This window comes from Burkholderia sp. S171, from assembly GCF_009766085.1.
GTDB lineage: Bacteria > Pseudomonadota > Gammaproteobacteria > Burkholderiales > Burkholderiaceae > Caballeronia.
In genome coordinates this window covers 417,035-436,055 of the sequence record NZ_LMUF01000007.1, presented here as the reverse complement: position 1 = coordinate 436,055, position 19,021 = coordinate 417,035, and the positions used below count along the sequence as shown (strand labels likewise).

Below are 19,021 nucleotides of genomic sequence, written 5' to 3'. Positions count from 1 at the left end.
CGCCGGGCGATCGCACCGGATAGGCGAATCGAACGGCGTTTCGTTTCAGTTTCGTTGTGCTGCGTAAGCACTGATCGCTCACGTAAACCGCTCACGCGCACGACTTGAACAAGCTCAGACCTCGAATCAGCTGCGCTCGTCCTGGACGCCGCGCTTGATCCAGGCGCCGAGGTTGTGCGGGCGGACCGTGTCCCACTCTTCAAACGGTTGATGAATCCACGGGTTCGTTTCGAGAAACTGCACGTGATAGTCGGGCGTCACTTTGGAGCAGCCCTTGTACCAAAGCACAGCGGAACGCACTGCCGTGACTGCCGGATAACGTTCTTTCAGATGCTGCTGCACGCGCGAAAGTGTCACGCCGGAATCGACCAGGTCGTCTACGAGCAGCACATTGCCGGACAGCTCGCCGCGCGTCATGGTGATGTATTGCCCGATATCGAGCGTGCCCTGCTCCGTGCCGGCCGCCTCGCGATACGAACTCGTCGCCAGGATGGCAAGCGGCAAGTCATAGATGCGCGAAAGCTGGTCACCGACCCGCAAACCGCCACGTGCGAGGCACAGGATATTGTCGAACTTCCAGCCCGAGTCATGCACAGTGAGCGCAAGCAGTTCGATCAACCGGTGATATTCGTCCCAGCCTACCCACAGGTTCCGGTCGTCGTTGCGCGGATCTTTCATCGCGATCATGGTGAAACTCTATTAAATATGTACAGCACTGTACGTCTGTTGAATATGCAAAAGTGGCCGCTGATTCGCGGCCACTTTGGTCGATGCTACCCGTCCAGGCTACTTAAACCTTGAACGGATGACGCAGCAGGATGGTTTCGTCGCGATCCGGACCAGTCGACACCATGTCGATAGGCACGCCCGCCACTTCCTGGATCCGCGACAAGTACTTGCGCGCAGTGGCCGGCAAGCTGTCCCATTGCGTGATGCCAATGGTGCTTTCCTTCCAGCCGCCGAACGTCTCGTACACCGGCTCGCAACGCGCCACTTCCGACGCACCGCGCGGCAGGATGTCGACATCCTTGCCGTCGAGCTTGTAGCCCACGCACAGCTTCACTTCGTCCAGGCCGTCGAGCACGTCGAGCTTCGTCATGCACAAGCCCGAGATGCCGTTGATCTGGATCGAGCGGCGCAGCGCGGCGGCGTCAAGCCAGCCGGTACGGCGCGGACGGCCGGTCACCGAGCCGAATTCCTTGCCGACGGTCGCGAGCGTCAGGCCAACCTGCTCCTGGCGATTGGCGTTGTCGGCGTCATACAACTCGCTCGGGAACGGGCCTGCGCCCACGCGCGTGCAATACGCTTTCGTGATGCCGAGGATGTAGTTGAGCTTTTGCGGACCCACGCCCGCGCCGGCAGTCGCCGCGCCCGCCACGCAATTGCTCGACGTGACGTACGGGTAGGTGCCGTGATCGACGTCGAGCAGCGTGCCTTGCGCACCTTCGAACAGCAGGTTGCGGCCAGCATGGTTTTCGTCATAGAGGCGGCGCGAGACGTCGGTCACCATGGGCGCGAGGCGCTCGGCGTAACCGAACATGGTGTCGAGCGTTTCCTGGTAATCCACCGCAGGGGCGCCGAGATAACCGGTCAGCACGAAATTGTGGAAATCGAGGGTTTCGCGCAGGCGCTCAGCGAACACTTCACGGTCGTACAGATCCTGCACGCGCAAACCGCGGCGGCCGACCTTGTCTTCATACGCCGGGCCGATGCCGCGTCCGGTGGTACCGATCTTCGCCGCGCCGCGCCGCGCTTCGCGGGCTTGGTCGATAGCGATGTGATACGGAAGAATCAGGTTGGCGGCTTCGGAGATGAACAGACGCTTCTGGACGTCCACACCTGCCGATTCCAATTCGCCGATTTCCTTGAAGAGCGCCTCAGGCGACAACACGACACCATTGCCGATATAGCAGGCGGTGCCGGCGCGCATGATGCCCGACGGAATCAGTCGAAGGATGGTTTTCTTGCCGCCGATAATCAGCGTGTGGCCGGCATTGTGGCCGCCCTGGAAGCGCACGACGCCTTGGGCGTGGTCCGTCAACCAGTCGACGATCTTGCCCTTGCCTTCATCACCCCACTGGGTGCCGACCACGACGACGTTGCGCCCCGGGTTCACATTCACTGCGCTGGCAGACATGTCAATTTGATAGCTGGTTAAAAAAGCATTTTACCTATGTTCGCGGAAGGTTCCGAGTTTTTCCCGGTATTTGCGAACGCGTATCGATTTTGCATCGATCAGATCTGGCAGAAGTTTTGTCTGCGGTTTGCCGCAATGTGTCGATGAAAAACGCACCGGCAAACCGCAAAACCGCTAGGAACGGGCCTCTACGACCCACTTTCCATCCCGCTCGACCAGGACGCGATCGAACGCGAACTCGTCGAGATCATGGTCGTGGCCGGGCAACGCCTGAATCACCACTTCGCCCGCATCGCGCAATTGCGCGACTGCCGCGAGCAGCGGTTCGTCATGCTTCCACGGAGCGAGGACAGCGCTGCCGCGGGCATCGACGGGAGAAATCCGGGCGACTTCGCGCAGGTCGAGCGAAAAGCCCGTCGCTGGGCGCGCACGGCCGTAGGCTTGGCCGACGTCGTCATAACGGCCGCCCCGCGCCACCGCGTTCGGTACGCCGTCAACGTATGCCGAGAACATCACGCCGCTGTGGTATGCGTAACCGCGGAGATCGGCGAGATCGATCATCAGCTCGGCTCCATTTGCCTGGGCCGCGAGGAACGCGAGGTCGTCCAGCGCCCGGCCGATCACCGGAAGATTCGGCAGCCGGGCCCGCGCTTCATCGAGCACGGAAGCATCGCCATACAACGAAGGCAACGCGCGCAACGCGTCGCGGGTGACATCGCCGAGCTTGGCCGTGAGTTCGTTCAGGCGCGGCACATCCTTGGCACCGAGTGCGTCGAACAACGCTTCACCGAGCGCCGCCGCAGCCGGTTCCAGATCCAGCAACGCCGACAAAACACCAGCGTGGCAGAGGTCGAGGCGCACTTTATCGAGGCCGCTCAGACGCAGAGAATCCAGCATCAGTTGCTGGATCTCGAGATCCGCTTCCAGTCCCGCATGACCGTAGATTTCCGCGCCGATCTGGATCTGCTCGCGCGTAGCGTGCAGACCGCGCGGTCGCGTATGCAACACATTGCCCGCGTAACAAAGGCGCGTCACACCCTGCCGATTCAGCAAATGCGCGTCGATACGCGAAACCTGCGGCGTAATGTCGGCACGCAGGCCGAGCGTGCGGCCGGACAATTGATCGACAAGTTTGAATGTGCGCAGGTTCAGGTCGCTGCCGCCGCTGGTGAGCAGCGACTCGAGATACTCGAGCATGGGCGGCATGACGAGTTCGTAGCCGTACGAACGAAAACGGTCGAGCAGCCGACGGCGCAATTCTTCAATCTTGCGAGCCTCGGACGGCAAGACGTCGGCGATATTCTCGGGAAGTAACCAGGTGGACATCGATGCGTTTCCTACGGAGCGTTTGAGCGCGGCGGGGATTCTCGCCGCGGGTAAGCGCAAGCTTTGAGTCTAAGGGCGACTGGAGACTGTAAGTCGGCCCGCTTTGAAATTTCAGATCGCCAGCGTCAGGTTGCAAGCGTCACGTTGCGAGTCACGTCGCGATAATCAGCAAGATCACGCCAAGCGCCATGGCGATCAGGCCACCGATACGAATCTGGTGCGGCGGCCGTTGCGCGATCCGGCGGAACGTGTCGCGCCAGGAGTTTGGGAAGACGAACGGAAACATCCCCTCAATAATCAGCATCAACGCGATCGCGAGCAGTAACGATGCAGCCATATCCATTCGATTCAAAGCGCCGCGGCTTTCGCCGCGACGCATGGACAAACTCAGCGCTTGCGCGCGAGTGCCGGGGTGGTGGCATCGGTGCCGCTCGGCGCAGCACCGTTCGGGCTGCGCATAAAGCGGAAGAAATCGCTGCTCGGATCGACAACCATCACGTCGCCGGCATTGAAGGTCTTTTTATACGCTTCGAGGCTTTGATAGAACTGGTAGAACTGCGGATCGACGCCGTATGCATCGGCGGCAATGGATGCAGCCTTGCCATCGCCCTCACCCTTGATGGTCTGCGCTTCCTTGTAGGCATCGGCAAGAATGCCTTCCTGCTGGCGCTCCGCGCTTGCTTTCAGCGCATCGGCGTCGGCTGTTCCCTTCGCGCGTTCCTCGGCTGCCGCTTGCTGGCGCGCCGCGATCATGCGTTTGTAGACCGAATCGGCCACCGCCGGCGGAAAGTCGATACGCGTCAGTTGCAGGTCGACGAGTTCCACGCCGAACGCCGCTGCCGGCTGCTCGATCACCTTCTGCGCTTCGCTCGCAATTGCTTGCTGCTCGCCGAGCACATCCGTCAGCGAACGCTTGGTGAACGACGACGTCAACGCCGTGCGCGTGAGCGCGGCCAGCCGGTCCTGCGCCGTCTGCGTATTCTTCTCGTTGCTTTCGACCAGCTTGAGCGGATCAGCCACACGATACTTGATGACCGTATTCACGATCACCTCGTTCTTGTCCGACGTATTGAAGCGGTCCGAGCCTGCTTCGTCGAGCGTGAGCGTACGGGTGTCGATCAGCGTCAGCGTCTGGAACGGCGGCGGCAACTTGAAATGAAGACCGGGCGTGACAAGCGTGGGCGTGCCGCCACTATGTGCAGACACAACGCCCGCATGGCGTTCATCAACCACGAACATCATGGACGAGCCGATGAACAACACGACTACCACGGCGACGACGAGCGCAATTATTCGATTCATGATCGCGCTCCTCATTGCGTGTCGTCTTCGCGCGAACGCGAACGGAACGCATCGCGCGAGCGCATTGGGTCACTCGACGACTGCGCGGCAGCGCCCGAGGCAGCAGCAGAAGCTGCAGCGCTGGCGGGAGCGGCGGCCTGCGCAGTCACGGCCGAAGCCGCCGACGCGCTTTCGGCGCGTGCATCCTGCGTAATCGACCCTCCGATCACACCCGTAGGCGCGGCGCCAACGGGCTGATTCGCGCCCGAAGGCACGGTCCCCGCGGCAACGCCTGACGCGCCCGGAGGCACCGTCCCAGCGGCGGCTGCGTTTGCGTTTGCATTCTGGCGGTTTGCTTCGACGAGCTTGTCGAGCGGCAGGTACACCACGTTGTTCGAGCTCTTGCTGTCGACGAACACCTTCGTCGCACGCGAATAGATCTGCTGCATTGTGTCCAGATACATGCGTTGACGAATCACTGCCGGCGCCTTCGAATATTCTGCGTAGACCTGCTTGAAGCGCTCGGCATTGCCTTGCGCCTGCGAAACGACCCGGTTGCTATAGCCCTTCGCTTCATCGATCATGCGCGCCGCGTCGGTCTTCGCGCGCGGCAACAGCTGATCTGCGTAGGCTTTCGCGGTGTCGACCGCGCGCTCGTTGTCCTGACGTACCTTCGCGGCATCTTCAAACGCTGGCTGAACCTGCGCCGGCACCTGCACGCTCTCGATAGTCACGCCCGTCACCTGCAAGCCCGTCTTGTACAAATCGAGCGAGGCCTGGATGGTGTCGACAAGCTTCGCGCGCAATGCTTCGCGATCCTTGAAAAGCAGGTCGTCGGTGCTGTGGGTACCCGCGATCTCGCGAATCGCGGCTTGCGCAGATTCCGTCACGTTCTGATCGGGATCGACATTGCGGAACAAATAATCAGTCGCCGACTTGATCTGATACTGCACGGCAAAGCGCACGTCGACGATATCCGCGTCGTGCGTCAGCAGCGATGCGTCACGAACGTTGGCTTGCGTCACGGTGTTATTGCGCCCGACTTCAACCGAACGAATCTGCGAGGTATTAACGATCTCGTGCGACTCGAACGGATACGGAAGGCGCCAGTGAATGCCTGCATCCGCCGACTCTTCATACTTTCCGAAGCGCGACACGACACCCACATTGCCATCCTGTACGACGAATACGCCGCTGCCCAGATAGATCGCAATCAACACGCCGACAACGATACCCAGGCCGATCTTGGCGCCACGGCCGTTGTCGGCACGCGGACCGCCGCCTGCCGGTTTCTTGCCGAACAAGCCCGCGAGCTTCTTGTTGAAGTCGCGCCACATTTCGTCGAGATCCGGCGGGCCTTCACCATCCTTGTCCTTCGATGGGCGCTTGGGTTCCTGCGGACGCTTCGGGTCCTGGGTTTTAGCGTCGCCATTGCCGTCGCCCCGCCCCCAGCGCGGATCGTTGATCGAAAAGACGGCATGCGAAAGCTGCCGGTTACTCCGCTCGTTGTAGTCGTTCACTCGGTGATTCACCATTAGACAGCCGGGTCAATGCAAATCGGAACAGATCAGTGCCCGTGTTCGGGGACCTTGCGGTCATCACTTTCGTCGGCTGACCGGTGGTCTTCCGGTAGCGTGGTTCCGTCGTCGGATGTGCTATCCATGGACTCCGGCACGATTGTGCCGTCCGGAAGTTCCGTGTACTCGTTGTTATCTTTGGGTTCGGAAGCCGCAAATTCGGCGATGGCGGCGCGCAGCGCGTCAAGTCCCTGACCGTTTCGCGCGCTTAAAAAGACGCGCAAAATATTACCATACTCATCCCTTTCAACCGCGTCGCCACGGGCCGCCAACTCAGGCACCGCGTCGATCTTGTTGAAAACGAGGATCTGCGGAATGCCATCGGCGCCAATACTGGTCAACACCTTGTTGACCTCGTCGATCTGGTCGAGCCGCACCATGCTCGATGCATCCACCACGTGAAGCAGCAAGTCTGCCTGAACGGTTTCTTCAAGCGTCGCCCGAAAAGCCGCGACCAGCTGGTGAGGGAGGTCGCGAATAAACCCGACCGTATCCGACACCACAGCCTGCCCCGCTTCCTCGCTGAGATAGACGCGCCGCGAGGTTGTATCGAGCGTGGCGAACAACTGATCCGCCGTATACGCCTGCGCTTTCGTCAATGCATTGAACAACGTCGACTTGCCCGCGTTCGTATAACCGACAAGCGAGACCGAGGTGGTCCGGTTGCGCCCGCGCTGGCGCCGCTGCGTGCCATGCTGACGCTGCAGCTTTTTCAGCTTCGCCTTCAACGCCTTGATCCGCTCGCCAATCAAACGGCGGTCAGTTTCAAGCTGCGTCTCACCCGGGCCGCGCAAGCCAATGCCGCCCTTTTGCCGCTCAAGGTGAGTCCACGCACGGATCAATCGCGTGGACAAGTAGGTGAGCTGCGCGAGTTCGACCTGCAGCTTGCCTTCATGACTGCGGGCACGCTGCGCGAAAATGTCAAGGATAAGACTGGTGCGGTCAATCACGCGCCGCTCCAGCGCGCCTTCCAGATTGCGCTGCTGCGCGGGCGCGAGGGCGTGATTGAAAATGACAAGTTCCACGTCGTTGGCTTCGCACGCGAGGCGCAGCTCTTCGACTTTGCCGCTGCCGACAAACATCTTGGCATCGGGACTGGAACGGCGACCGGTCAGGGTGACGGCGGGATGAGCACCCGCACTTTGTGCGAGCAGACTGAGTTCTTCGAGACTGGCATCGAAATCGATTTTTCCGAAGTCGACACCGACAAGCGCTGCGTTGATCAAATCAATGTTTTCATTTTGAAGCGACCGGTGAATTAGCACGTTCAATCATGCCGTGACACCGGACGCAACGAGGTTTAGGGCGTTTCTGCATCCGGGTGGAAATTCACCGGACGCGCCGGCACGACCGTCGAAATGGCGTGCTTATAGACCATCTGGGTAACCGTATTCCGGAGCAACACGACGTACTGGTCGAACGATTCAATATTGCCTTGCAGCTTGATGCCGTTGACCAGGTAGATCGATACAGGCACATGCTCTTTTCGCAGTGCGTTCAAAAACGGGTCTTGTAACAATTGCCCTTTGTTGCTCATAGCAAACTCCGTATTATTTTTGCAGGTTGACGTGATTGCGACGAAGAAAAAGAGATCCGCCGTCAATCGCTACACTATAGCCGATTTTCATTTTCATACCAGCGCGCCACGGCCGTCGAAAACCCGGCGAAACGCTTGGTGCACGCGGGATTCAGCCTTTGTCCGCGTAAGGGTTCGCGCTTGAACGGAACTCTATGCGCAATGGAGTCCCAACGAGCCCAAAAGTTTCTCTGAAGCGGCCTTCGAGGTAACGTTTATAGGTGTCGGTGATCGCGTCGAGGGCATTTCCATGCACGACGATGATCGGCGGGTTCTGTCCACCCTGGTGCGCATAACGCAACTTCGGACGAATCGGTCCACGGCGGCGCGGCTGCTGGAATTCAACCGCGTCGATCAGCGCGCGCGTGAGCTTCGGCGTGGGCAACTTGGCCATGGCGGCGGCGTAGGCATCATCCACCGATTTCATGAGTTGGCTGATACCCGTCTTTTCCAGCGCCGACACGTAATGGAATTTAGCAAAGTCCAAGAACTTGAGCTTGCGCGTCAGGTCGGCCTTGGTGCGCTCGCGCACATGCGAGTCCAGCCCGTCCCACTTGTTGACCCCTACCACCAGCGCACGTCCCTGCTCGACCACGAAGCCCGCGATATGCGCGTCTTGGTCGGAGATGTCCTGCTGTGCATCTAGCAGAAGAATCACCACGTTAGCGTCGGAAATAGACTGTAACGTCTTCACCACCGAGAACTTTTCCACCGCCTCGAACACCTTGCCGCGACGACGCAACCCAGCCGTATCGATCAGGGTGTATTTGCGGCCACTTCGCTCGAAATCAACATAGATGGAATCGCGCGTGGTGCCGGGCATGTCGAACGCGATCACCCGCTCCTCACCGACCAACGCATTGATCAGCGTCGACTTGCCGACGTTCGGGCGTCCCACGATGGCAATTTTCACGCCCCGCGCCGCCTTTTCCTCGGGGTCTTCTTCCGGCTGTCCGGCATACGCTATCTCGAGCGCATCATCGATCATTTCCGAGACGCCGTCGCCGTGCGCGGCAGAGATTGCGCGCGGGTCACCGAGACCCAGTTCGTAGAAGTCAGCGGCGACCGCGCTGTACTTCATGCCCTCGGCCTTGTTGACCACGAGGAACAGCGGCCGGCCGCTTTTGCGCAGGTAGTCCGCAATCGCCTTGTCCTGCGGCGCGAGCCCGTTGCGGCCGTCAGTGATGAAGACGACCACGTCGGCCTCCTCCACTGCCTGGCGCGTCTGGCGGGCCATTTCGTGCAGGATGCCGTCTTTCGCGACCGGTTCGAAACCACCGGTGTCGACCACCAGATAAGGCCGGTCACCGACCCGGCCTTCGCCATAGTGGCGGTCGCGGGTAAGGCCGGGCAAGTCGGCGACGAGTGCGTCGCGCGAACGGGTCAGGCGGTTGAAAAGCGTCGATTTCCCCACATTGGGGCGCCCCACGAGGGCAATTACGGGTTTCATCAGATGGTGTTCACAGTTGAACGCAAGGCGGATGATTCCGGCCCGGCGCGCGCCGGATAAAAGTCCGGAAACGGCGAGCCGCGAGTGTGCGTGGCCCGGCGATGTGTCGAAAATTAGCACGGTTCCAGCGGAGCGACCGCGGCGTGCAGCGATGTTCCACGTTCATGGCGTTTGAAGCGCATGTGGAACGCGCTGAGCGCTCCGCCAAACGACATGATCGATCGGGCACCGTCACCCGAAGGTGTGGACCGGCTTGCACAAAGCTGCTGCCAAAATCCCGATGCCTGTTGTTACTTGTACCGTTGCCTTTACTGCTTCTGTACTGCTTTATATGCTACTTGTGCGCTTATTTGCCGCACGATGATCCTTCACGCGCGGCCTTGATGAATCGATTCTATTCGCACGGCGCGGACTCAAAAAACAAAAAAGTCCGAAAAAACACGAACGGCCGGCAAAACCGGCACGTTCGTCAGAACGTCAGATCAACTCAAACCACCCAATCAGCGCGGACGGAAACCGTACAGGCCGCCGTCATGCGTCAAGATAACCAGGGTATCGCCCGCCAGCACCGGCGCAGCAGTAATTGCGCTGCCGTCGGTCTTGGCCCGGCCGACGAACTCGCCATTTGCCGTAGAAAGGAAATGCACGTAACCCTGATAGTCGCCAAGCACGACTGCCCGGCCCAGGATAAACGGCACGCTGACCATGCGATTCTTCAGCTTGTCGTTCTTCCAGAGCGGTGCGCCGTCGATCCCGCTAAACGCGTTGACGATCGACCAGTCGTCGCCGGCTGCGACTATTTCATTGTCTTGCGCCAGGCCGCTGTCGCTCGAGAACGACTTTTCCCATTGCGGACGGCCCGAATTCGCATCGAAACACCCAATGCGACCCTGGAACGTCACAGCGCACGTTTCCGAACCCACCAGCGTTGGTGCGCCGGTGACGTCATTGATACGCTCCACCTCAGTCACGCCCTTCGGGAACGATACCGGCGTCTGCCAGTAGGCGTCGCCGGTCTGCAGATTGATTGCTGCGAAGGTACCGCCCGGGAACCCCGCCAGGACTGCCTGGGAAGCGGCGAACGTCATGCCGGCAGCCACACGCAGGTTGAGCGGCACAGCGCGCGCCTGGAATATCCATTTCTGTTCGCCGGTTTGCGCGTTGAACGCAATGACCTTGCCGTCGATCGTCCGGACGATGACTACGTCATTGCCGACCAGCGGCGGCGAGATGATTTCGCCCGGCGCGGTGGCCGTCCAGAGTTGCTTGCCGTCCGGTCCCAGTACGTAGACGTTGCCTTTCAGGCCACCGACCGCGGTCAGGTTACCGTCGGTGCCCACGCCGGCCGACAGATCGTCTTTGAGCTTGATGCGCCACACGTCCTGCCCCGTCTTGGCATCGATCTTCGCAACCGTGCCGTTGGCGCCTGCCGCGTAGACGAAATCACCGACTGCCACCGGCGAGAACAGGTAACGCCCGGCCTTGCCGACGCTCGCCTTCCAGGCCTGTTCCACGGTGAGAACCGGCTTGATGTCTACAAGCGGAGTCGGTACGCGGCGCTCGTCCTTGGTGGCGCAGGCGGTGAGCATAACCGTCATCGCGCAAGCGAGCGGGAGAGCGTAGCGTTTCAGAAAGGTCATCGGTGGACGCAACATGAATAAGTGAAATCGGTTGATCGGTGTGCGGCGTGATGCTTGCCAAGGTTGGATTCACCGCCGCAAACCGGTGACTTTAACCTAGTGAGCAACGCGCCTGCATAAGGACGAGGTCGGCTGGCCGCCCTTAAGGCCGGCCGCAAGCGCTAGCCGCCGAGTGCGTCCAGCTTGAACTGGACCAGTTGACGGGCGGACGTATCGGACTTCGGCAGCGTGTCGATCGCGACCTTGTAAGCCGCGCGCGCGTCATCGCGCTTACCTTCGGCCACCAGCAGGTCGCCGCGACGGTCCGACACCACGCCCTTGAACGCGTCGAGCGGCGCGTCGGCGAGCACCTTCAGGCCAGCGTCATAGGATTTTTCGTCGAGCAGCAACAAAGACAACCGCAGTTTCGCGATCTGTTTGTATTCAGCGTCTTTCGCGTGATCGGCGGCCCATTGCAATTGGGCTTTAGCCCCTGCACTGTCGCCTGCGGTATACAGCGATTTGGCAGCGGCCAGCGCCGTCATCTGCGCGTATGCGGTGCCGCCGAACTTGTCTTCCATGTCCGTTGCCGCTCGCGTGACCATTGCCTTGTCACTCGATGCCACTGCTTGCTGCACCTGATCGTAGAGCACGGCAGCTTCTGTAGCCTGCCTGCGCTGCCAGAAATTCCAGCCATTCCAGCCCGCCGCCACGACGAGCACCGCGAGGACGATCCAGGTCGTGGAGTTGCCCCATTTCGCCCACCAGGCTTTCAGGTTTTCAAGTGACTCTTGTTCTTCGTGATAGCTCATGCCCAGCGTATTCCTTGACTGCTTTTGTGTTCGCGCGCAACGCTGCACGCCATTGTTTCAGGCCGCCGCACGGCTTTGTCCGCCCGGCGCCGCCCGACAATTCAGTCGGCGCCGTCGTCGGCGGTTGCCACCATCGCATTGATTAGAAATTCGGTCAAGTCTTCCACCGGCACCGTGGCTTGCTCGTTCTTTTGACCCGTGGTCTCAATCGATGCACTGCGGAGCGGCTTCACACCAACCATGCCCTGCGCCAGCTCGTTCTCACCCAGTACCACGGCAAATGCCGCGCCGCTGGCATCGGCCTTTTTCATCTGCGACTTGAAACTTGCCGGCGTGCCGTCGGGGCTGCAATGCAGGATGACGTCCAGGCCGGTGTCACGCAGCCGCTCGGCGATGATAAACGCCTGCTCCGCCGCCGCTTCACCCTGGTGAACCACGTAGATGTCAGTTCCTTCCGGCGCCGGCACCAGATCTTCTTCTTTCAGCAATTCAAGAATGCGCTCGACGCCCATCGCCCAGCCGCACGCAGCCGTTGCCTTGCCGCCGAGTTGCTCGATCAGCGGATCATAGCGGCCGCCGCCCGCCACCGTGCCCTGCGCGCCGAGCTTGTCGGTCACCCATTCGAACACGGTGAGATTGTAGTAATCGAGGCCGCGAACGAGACGCGGATTAATCTTGAACGGAATGTTGTTCGCCTTCAGCAACCGCTGAACGCCGTCGAAGTGCGCGAGCGATTCCGGCCCGAGGAAATCGACGAGCTTAGGCGCGTTCTGCGCAATCTCCTGCATGGCCGGATTCTTGGTATCCAGCACGCGCAACGGATTCGTGTACAGACGGCGCTTCGATTCTTCGTCGAGCGCATCAACATGTTGCTCGAGATACGCGATCAATTCCTTCCGGTGCGCCGCGCGCTCTTCCGGCTGGCCTAGCGAGTTGAGCTCGAGCCGGATGCCGGAGAGCCCGAGGTCGTCCCACAAACGCTGGCACATCATGATGATCTCAGCGTCGGTGTCCGGTCCGGCAAAGCCAAGCGCTTCCACGCCGACTTGATAAAACTGCCGATACCGCCCGCGCTGCGGACGCTCGTGACGGAACATGGGGCCGATGTACCACAACCGCTTCGGGCCTTCGTAGAGCAGATTGTGTTCGATCGACGCACGCACCACCGCAGCCGTATTTTCCGGGCGCAGCGTGAGATGCTCGCCGTTGAGCGCGTCGGTGAAGCTATACATTTCCTTCTCGACGATATCCGTCACTTCGCCAATACCACGCGTGAACAACTGCGTGGGCTCGACGATCGGCGTGCGGATTTGCTGATAGCCGTATGCGCGCAGCATCGACTTGACGGTGCTTTCGAAGAATTCCCACAACGCGGCATCCTGCGGGAGGATGTCGTTCATGCCCTTCACGCCGCTCAGTTTCTCGAGCTTTTTCTTCTGTTCAGTCATCGGTCTTTAAAGTGTTTCTGCCTGCGCGGTTTCGCGCTTGCCGTAGGTCCGCGTCACATACTCGCTGACGATTTGCTGGAAATCCTGGGCGATATGCTCGCCGCGCAGCGTCTTGACCTTCACGCCGTCGATAAACACCGGTGCCGCCGGATTTTCGCCCGACCCCGGCAAGCTGATGCCGATATTCGCCTGCTTCGACTCACCCGGTCCATTCACGATGCAACCCATCACCGCGACGTGCATTTTCTCGACGCCGGGGAATTGATCGCGCCACACCGGCATTGAGTTGCGCAGATACGACTGGATCTGCGACGCCAGTTCCTGGAACAACGTGCTCGTGGTGCGTCCGCAGCCGGGGCACGCGATCACCATTGGCGTGAATGAGCGCAGGCCCATGGTCTGCAGGATTTCCTGGCCGACGATTACTTCGCCGGTCCGCGCGCCGCCCGGTTCCGGGGTAAGCGAGATCCGGATCGTGTCGCCGATTCCTTCTTGCATCAGCACCGACAACGCCGCCGTCGACGCCACGATGCCCTTCGATCCCATCCCTGCTTCGGTCAAGCCGAGGTGCAATGCGAAGCTGCAGCGCTTGGCCAGTTCGCGATACACCGCGATCAGGTCCTGCACGCCGCTGACCTTGCACGACAGGATGATCTTGTCGCGCCCGAGGCCGAGTTCGACCGCGCGTTCCGCCGACCCGATCGCCGATTGAATCAGCGCTTCATACATCACGCTTTGCGCTTCCCACGGAGTGGGACGCGCCGCGTTCTCGTCCATCATCCGCGCGAGCAGATCCTGGTCGAGGCTGCCCCAGTTCACGCCGATCCGGACCGGCTTGTCATAGCGCGCAGCCGCTTCGATCATCTGGGCGAACTGCGTGTCGCGTTTGGCCCCTGCGCCCACGTTGCCCGGGTTGATCCGGTATTTCGACAACGCTTCGGCGCAAGCCGGATAGTCGCGCAACAGCGTATGACCGTTGTAATGAAAATCCCCGACGAGCGGCACGGTCACACCCATCCGGTCAAGCTGTTCGCGCACCGCCGGCACTGCTGCTGCGGCTTCGGGCGTATTCACCGTGATCCGCACCAGTTCCGATCCGGCTTGCGCCAGTTCCTTGACCTGGATCGCCGTGCCGATGGCGTCGGCGGTATCGGTATTCGTCATCGACTGGACGCGCACGGGCGCATCGCCGCCGATTGTCACGAGTTGTCCGCCCCAACGGACGTCGACGGCATGCGACGCCCGCCGTTTCCACGATCCGCCGAAGACTGGCTCCGACGAACAAATCTTGCTTTCAATAAGGGGGTGTTGAGCTTCGGATTGCATCGAAAGACCCTTTGCGCCGCCGGCTATCACACGGTGACGCGTATCTGGACATGAATAAGACTCGAGGACATAAAAGCGGCGCCGCTACCTTTGCGACGCCTTGATGAAATCTTCGCACAACTCCGTGTCAAGGCTGAGAACCGACCTCAAAGCCCTTCACGCCGTGGGGCGTATTTTGTTCAAGCCCGCGTCCTGTAACGGCGCGGGCTTAATGACACGCGAGTGAACGCTTGGGCGACTCGGGGCTGCGAAATCAAGGCAGCGAAAAACGGGCGACGTTGCCCTTCGCAGGGCCAAATTTGGCTGGATCAACAGGTTGTCCGTCGAACGTCAGCGAATCGAGGCCCGCCCGGTTTCCAACCGTGATCTTGAACGGCGCGTCGCCTGCCACTCGTTGCACGCTGTCAGCCTTGACCAGGCCTGAAAACACTTCCTTGCCGTCCTTTTGACGCACGCTGAACCAGCTGTCTTTCGCCACCTTCAATTCGAGTTCGTTCGCGCCACTACCGGCTGAAGCAGCCGCCGACGCCGTCATAGCCGCACCTGCGGATGGCACGGATTTCACTGCATTCGCCGCCGGCACGCTCGCGCTTTGCGCACGCGCGGCGGCGCCCTGCACGGCCGTAATAGTGGATGAAGACGCGGGAAGCGCGTTCGTACCTAGCGGGCTTGGCATAGGCTGGGCACCTGCCTGCGTTGCAGGCGGAGTTTCAGCTCCATTCGCCGGCGCTTCAGTGACGGCGTCACCCGACGCGACCGAACCCGTATTGGCCGTTGCTTCATCGGTAGCTGCCGCCGACGAACTCGCGCTGGTTGCGCTGTTCGTTGCCAGGGTTGCGCCGCTAGCACTGGCCTTCAGCCGGGCAAACCACGCGGCTGAATCTCCACCCGTATGCCACATTGCGAGCGCAATCACGGCAACGATCACGGCAGCAACGCCCCACAACCAGGACCGGCGTCGCGGCGAACTGCCCAGCGGGACCGACACGCGGCCGCGCGGCAAACCCGCACCCGAGGATGCAGGCAACGACAAATTTTGCTCGACCGGACCATTTGCCTGACGCAGCGCGGCGGTGAACGGAGCCGGATCGGCGCCCATTATTTTCGCGTAGCTACGCACAATGCCCGTCGCGAAATTCCGGTCGGGGAAAAGGCCGAGATCGCCGCTCTCGAGCGCACGGAGTTTCTGCGGCGACACCTTCAGCCGCGCGGACACGTCGTCCAGAGACCAGTTCTTCGCTTCGCGAAGCTGCGTAAGTCGCGCGCCGACTGCGGCGACCGAATCAAGACTCGCTGCCTGCTGAATGCCGCCCGGCGCGGTACTACCGGCGCTCGCGGCGTTCTCGGGCTGACTTCCGGGCAAAGCTCCGGCCTGACTGCCTGATTGGCCACCTTTATGAGCGCCGAAAGGCGTCGGGTGCTGCGGCTCACTCATCCCAATTTCCTCGCATTGATTCTTTTTTGTCGCTGTTCAGCTTCGTTGCTGACCTTAGCGCCACCGCGGACACAACCGAGTCGGCGTCGCAGACGGCTTTATAACAAAATGCACGGCATTGTGTGCCGCCTTCTAGCATTTATTGCCGAATTTTCCGGTTTTTCCGTCGAATGAGGCGCTGCAGGTCGGCAGCGCAACCATCCCGCCCGACACTCAGACGGCGCGAACCTCGATCACCTTCGCGGCCTTGCCCATGCGTTGGGCTAGCCGCGTACGATCCTGAACCTCGCCGGCCAACTGTCCGCATGCCGCGTCGATGTCGTCACCGCGCGTCTTGCGCACGGTTGTCACGACACCAGCGTCCATCAGCACCTGCGCGAACCGCTTGATCTGTTCATTGCTCGAACGCGTCAAACCGGACTCGGGGAAAGGATTGAACGGAATCAGGTTGAATTTGCACGGTACATCGCGTGTCAGCGCAACCAGCTCGCGTGCGTGCGCTTCGCTGTCGTTCACACCGTCCAGCATGCAATATTCGAACGTAACGAAATCGCGCGGCGCAACCTTCAGGTAACGCTGGCATGCGGCCATCAATTCACGCAGCGGATATTTCTTGTTCAACGGCACCAGCATGTCGCGAAGCGAATCGATTGGCGCATGCAGCGACACAGCAAGCGCGACCGGCAGATCCGCGCCGAGCCGGTCCATCATGGGCACGACGCCCGAGGTTGACAAGGTCACGCGGCGGCGCGACAGTCCGTACGCGTTGTCGTCGAGCATCAGCCGCATGGCCGGCACGACGGCGTCATAGTTGAGCAGGGGTTCGCCCATGCCCATCATCACGACGTTGGTTACCACGCGGTCAGCCTTGCCGTTGTTCGGCGCGCCGTAGGTACCGGCCTTAGACGCGCGCAACGCGAATTCAGCCATGCGCAACTGGCCGATGATCTCGCCCGTGCTCAGATTGCGCGAAAAGCCTTGCTTGCCGGTGGAGCAAAACCGGCAATTCACAGCGCACCCCGCTTGCGACGAAACGCACAGCGTGCCGCGATTTTCTTCCGGGATGTACACGGTTTCGACTGCGTTGCTATTGCCCACGTCGATCAGCCACTTGCGTGTGCCGTCGGTGGACACGTGATCGCGCACGATAGCGGGCATGTCAAGACTTGCCCGCCCTTTCAACTTCTCACGCAGCGATTTCGCCAGGTCCGTCATGCCGTCGAAATCGTCGACACCGAACTGGTGAATCCAGCGTTGCAATTGCTTGGCGCGAAACGGCTTTTCGCCCAGGCTGTCGCAATAAGCGACAAGCCCGGCGGCGTCGAGATCCAGAAGGTTGACTGTTGCAGCTGTCATTTCAATTCTGCCATTTCCTTGCTGAGCGAAAAATGGAACGCGTTCTGAGCCGCGTTCCAGCCATTTCGCGCCAATTCCTGCGATAAATCTACTCCCGAATCAACGCGAGTAGACGTTCACTTCGGGGAAGAAGAAAGCGATTTCCTGTCGTGCGGTTTCAGCCGCGTCCGAACCGTGCACCGCGTTAGCGTCGATGCTGTCGGCGAAATCTGCGCGGATCGTGCCCTTGTCAGCCTTCTTCGGGTCGGTTGCGCCCATGAGGTCGCGATGGGTCAGGATGGCGTTCTCACCTTCCAGCGCCTGGATAATCACGGGGCCGGAAATCATGAATTCGACCAGGTCCTTGAAGAACGGACGTGCAGCGTGAACCGCGTAGAACTTTTCCGCGTCAGCGCGCGACAGATGGACCATGCGAGCTGCGATGATCTTGAGGCCAGCTTGCTCAAAACGGCTGTAGATCTGGCCGATCACATTCTTTGCCACTGCATCCGGTTTAATAATCGACAGGGTGCGCTCGATCGCCATGAAAAACTCCAAAAAATGAACGGGTTACGAATATAAATGAATCGACAATTATAGCACGAAGCGTTGTATGATTGCGATGGAAACCTTACTACTTCGTAAGCATAAAGCCGAAGAATGAATTGCAGTGCGGATCGCAGCGTGGGTATGAAATGCGCGGTAATTTTAGCGATCTTGATGCTGCAGAGCAGCATCGTTGAATTCGGCGCAAGATAGACGCATATTTCGCCTGGGAAGGCCCTTCGGGCCGAAAGCGTACAATGCAGCTAAAGGTTTTCGCGGCAAATCATCGAGCGAATCCGCGTGACAGATAAAAGTCTTGTTTTTCGCACAGCAGTGGCGGCGTTTTACGGCAATTGAGCCGGTGTTTTGAACCAGTTGGCTTTACACAAGTTTAGGCAAGGAGCAACCATGAACGAATCCCCTTACGGTTTTGGCCGCAGCGGTAGCGTCACGTCGTCCGAAACCCGCAACCGCGTACTACGGAACACCTACTGGCTCCTCGCGCTGTCCATGGTCCCAACCGTATTGGGCGCCTGGGTCGGCGTAGCGACGGGCTTCTCCCTGTTCGCGGCTACCAGCCCGGCCATGAGTTTCATCGCCTTCATGGCAATCGCCTTCGGCTTCATGTTCGCCATTGAGCGCACCAAGAACAGCAGCATCGGTGTTTTTGTGTTGCTCGGGTTCACGTTCTTCATGGGCCTGATGCTGTCGCGTTTGCTTAGCTTCATTCTCGGCTACACGAACGGGCCGCAGCTCATCATGATGGCGTTTGGTGGCACGGGTGTGATCTTCGCTGCCATGGCGACTATTGCGACCGTCAGCAAGCGCGATTTTTCGGGTCTCGGCAAGTGGCTCTTCATGGGCGTACTGGTGTTGCTGCTGGCCGCGTTTGCGAACGTGTTCCTGCACCTGCCGGCCTTGATGTTGACGGTATCGGTGCTGGCTATCGTGATCTTCTCGGCGTACATGTTGTTTGACGTCCAGCGCGTGGTGAATGGCGGTGAAACGAATTACATCAGCGCCGCACTCGCGATCTATCTGGATTTGTACAACGTATTCACGAACCTGTTGATGCTGCTCGGTATCTTTGGCGGCAACCGGAACTGATTGCGCGTTAATCATGCTTCGCTCGTAAAAACCGGCCTCTTAGAAG

Annotated in this window: 17 protein-coding genes; 1 reads left to right on the top strand and 16 read right to left on the bottom strand. The window is 60.2% G+C overall.

Annotation, left to right across the window (positions count from 1 at the left end):
* Positions 1–126: 126 nt before the first annotated feature.
* The 16 genes from GSQ93_RS04940 to ndk all read right to left on the bottom strand — a co-directional run bounded on the left by GSQ93_RS04940 (position 127) and on the right by ndk (position 17,868).
* Positions 127–687 carry a phosphoribosyltransferase gene (locus GSQ93_RS04940; protein ID WP_158934483.1) on the bottom strand — a complete coding sequence of 187 codons (561 nt, stop codon included), beginning with the start codon at positions 685–687 and terminating at the stop codon, positions 127–129.
* Between the two features lie 103 nt (positions 688–790).
* On the bottom strand, positions 791–2,137 hold the full coding sequence (locus GSQ93_RS04935; RefSeq protein ID WP_158934482.1) for an adenylosuccinate synthase: 1,347 nt from the start codon (positions 2,135–2,137) through the stop codon (positions 791–793).
* 174 nt (positions 2,138–2,311) lie between these two features.
* Positions 2,312–3,463: an ATP phosphoribosyltransferase regulatory subunit gene (locus GSQ93_RS04930; protein ID WP_158934481.1), complete on the bottom strand. Its 1,152-nt coding sequence runs from the start codon at positions 3,461–3,463 to the stop codon at positions 2,312–2,314.
* Between the two features lie 151 nt (positions 3,464–3,614).
* Positions 3,615–3,806 carry a DUF2065 domain-containing protein gene (locus GSQ93_RS04925; protein WP_158934480.1) on the bottom strand — a complete coding sequence of 64 codons (192 nt, stop codon included), beginning with the start codon at positions 3,804–3,806 and terminating at the stop codon, positions 3,615–3,617.
* 44 nt (positions 3,807–3,850) lie between these two features.
* Positions 3,851–4,765 (bottom strand): protease modulator HflC, encoded by a 915-nt coding sequence (gene hflC / locus GSQ93_RS04920; RefSeq protein WP_158934479.1) that lies wholly within the window; start codon positions 4,763–4,765, stop codon positions 3,851–3,853.
* A gap of 11 nt (positions 4,766–4,776) precedes the next feature.
* On the bottom strand, positions 4,777–6,264 hold the full coding sequence (gene hflK / locus GSQ93_RS04915) for an FtsH protease activity modulator HflK (RefSeq protein ID WP_158934478.1): 1,488 nt from the start codon (positions 6,262–6,264) through the stop codon (positions 4,777–4,779).
* A 47-nt stretch (positions 6,265–6,311) separates the two neighbouring features.
* Positions 6,312–7,547: a GTPase HflX gene (gene hflX, locus GSQ93_RS04910; protein ID WP_158934477.1), complete on the bottom strand. Its 1,236-nt coding sequence runs from the start codon at positions 7,545–7,547 to the stop codon at positions 6,312–6,314.
* 74 nt (positions 7,548–7,621) lie between these two features.
* Complete coding sequence (gene hfq / locus GSQ93_RS04905) at positions 7,622–7,858, bottom strand: RNA chaperone Hfq (RefSeq protein WP_031356421.1); 237 nt, start codon at positions 7,856–7,858, stop codon at positions 7,622–7,624.
* Between the two features lie 151 nt (positions 7,859–8,009).
* The gene (gene der / locus GSQ93_RS04900) at positions 8,010–9,347 is read right to left on the bottom strand and encodes a ribosome biogenesis GTPase Der (protein ID WP_158934623.1); all 1,338 of its coding nucleotides are present in this window, start codon (positions 9,345–9,347) and stop codon (positions 8,010–8,012) included.
* A 500-nt stretch (positions 9,348–9,847) separates the two neighbouring features.
* Positions 9,848–10,987 (bottom strand): outer membrane protein assembly factor BamB, encoded by a 1,140-nt coding sequence (gene bamB / locus GSQ93_RS04895; protein WP_158934476.1) that lies wholly within the window; start codon positions 10,985–10,987, stop codon positions 9,848–9,850.
* A gap of 161 nt (positions 10,988–11,148) precedes the next feature.
* Positions 11,149–11,778, bottom strand: coding sequence for a tetratricopeptide repeat protein (locus GSQ93_RS04890; protein ID WP_158934475.1), 630 nt, complete (start codon positions 11,776–11,778; stop codon positions 11,149–11,151).
* Positions 11,779–11,879: 101 nt separating this feature from the next.
* A complete protein-coding gene (gene hisS / locus GSQ93_RS04885) occupies positions 11,880–13,226 on the bottom strand; it encodes a histidine--tRNA ligase (protein ID WP_158934474.1) in 1,347 nt (448 codons plus the stop codon).
* Between the two features lie 6 nt (positions 13,227–13,232).
* Complete coding sequence (ispG, locus tag GSQ93_RS04880; protein WP_158934473.1) at positions 13,233–14,552, bottom strand: flavodoxin-dependent (E)-4-hydroxy-3-methylbut-2-enyl-diphosphate synthase; 1,320 nt, start codon at positions 14,550–14,552, stop codon at positions 13,233–13,235.
* Between the two features lie 253 nt (positions 14,553–14,805).
* The gene (locus tag GSQ93_RS04875; protein WP_158934472.1) at positions 14,806–15,987 is read right to left on the bottom strand and encodes a helix-turn-helix domain-containing protein; all 1,182 of its coding nucleotides are present in this window, start codon (positions 15,985–15,987) and stop codon (positions 14,806–14,808) included.
* 213 nt (positions 15,988–16,200) lie between these two features.
* Complete coding sequence (gene rlmN, locus GSQ93_RS04870) at positions 16,201–17,343, bottom strand: 23S rRNA (adenine(2503)-C(2))-methyltransferase RlmN (protein WP_158934471.1); 1,143 nt, start codon at positions 17,341–17,343, stop codon at positions 16,201–16,203.
* 99 nt (positions 17,344–17,442) lie between these two features.
* Positions 17,443–17,868, bottom strand: a complete 426-nt coding sequence (gene ndk, locus GSQ93_RS04865) for a nucleoside-diphosphate kinase (RefSeq protein WP_089163832.1) — start codon at positions 17,866–17,868, stop codon at positions 17,443–17,445.
* A gap of 408 nt (positions 17,869–18,276) precedes the next feature.
* Here ndk and GSQ93_RS04860 point away from each other — a divergent pair, with 408 nt between their 5' ends.
* Entirely contained in the window at positions 18,277–18,975 is a 699-nt protein-coding gene (locus GSQ93_RS04860) for a Bax inhibitor-1/YccA family protein (RefSeq protein WP_031356430.1), read from the top strand.
* Positions 18,976–19,021 lie beyond the last annotated feature (46 nt).

What these genes read in the sequence shown, in the direction of transcription:
- ndk (WP_089163832.1), bottom strand. Translation starts at nt 17,868, where the DNA reads ATGGCGATCGAGCGCACCCTGTCGATTATTAAACCGGATGCAGTGGCA.
- rlmN (WP_158934471.1), bottom strand. Translation starts at nt 17,343, where the DNA reads ATGACAGCTGCAACAGTCAACCTTCTGGATCTCGACGCCGCCGGGCTT.
- hflC (WP_158934479.1), bottom strand. Translation starts at nt 4,765, where the DNA reads ATGAATCGAATAATTGCGCTCGTCGTCGCCGTGGTAGTCGTGTTGTTC.
- hisS (WP_158934474.1), bottom strand. Translation starts at nt 13,226, where the DNA reads ATGACTGAACAGAAGAAAAAGCTCGAGAAACTGAGCGGCGTGAAGGGC.
- GSQ93_RS04860 (WP_031356430.1), top strand. Translation starts at nt 18,277, where the DNA reads ATGAACGAATCCCCTTACGGTTTTGGCCGCAGCGGTAGCGTCACGTCG.
- hfq (WP_031356421.1), bottom strand. Translation starts at nt 7,858, where the DNA reads ATGAGCAACAAAGGGCAATTGTTACAAGACCCGTTTTTGAACGCACTG.
- GSQ93_RS04890 (WP_158934475.1), bottom strand. Translation starts at nt 11,778, where the DNA reads ATGAGCTATCACGAAGAACAAGAGTCACTTGAAAACCTGAAAGCCTGG.
- GSQ93_RS04930 (WP_158934481.1), bottom strand. Translation starts at nt 3,463, where the DNA reads ATGTCCACCTGGTTACTTCCCGAGAATATCGCCGACGTCTTGCCGTCC.
- GSQ93_RS04925 (WP_158934480.1), bottom strand. Translation starts at nt 3,806, where the DNA reads ATGGATATGGCTGCATCGTTACTGCTCGCGATCGCGTTGATGCTGATT.
- der (WP_158934623.1), bottom strand. Translation starts at nt 9,347, where the DNA reads ATGAAACCCGTAATTGCCCTCGTGGGGCGCCCCAATGTGGGGAAATCG.
- ispG (WP_158934473.1), bottom strand. Translation starts at nt 14,552, where the DNA reads ATGCAATCCGAAGCTCAACACCCCCTTATTGAAAGCAAGATTTGTTCG.
- GSQ93_RS04875 (WP_158934472.1), bottom strand. Translation starts at nt 15,987, where the DNA reads ATGAGTGAGCCGCAGCACCCGACGCCTTTCGGCGCTCATAAAGGTGGC.
- bamB (WP_158934476.1), bottom strand. Translation starts at nt 10,987, where the DNA reads ATGACCTTTCTGAAACGCTACGCTCTCCCGCTCGCTTGCGCGATGACG.
- GSQ93_RS04935 (WP_158934482.1), bottom strand. Translation starts at nt 2,137, where the DNA reads ATGTCTGCCAGCGCAGTGAATGTGAACCCGGGGCGCAACGTCGTCGTG.
- GSQ93_RS04940 (WP_158934483.1), bottom strand. Translation starts at nt 687, where the DNA reads ATGATCGCGATGAAAGATCCGCGCAACGACGACCGGAACCTGTGGGTA.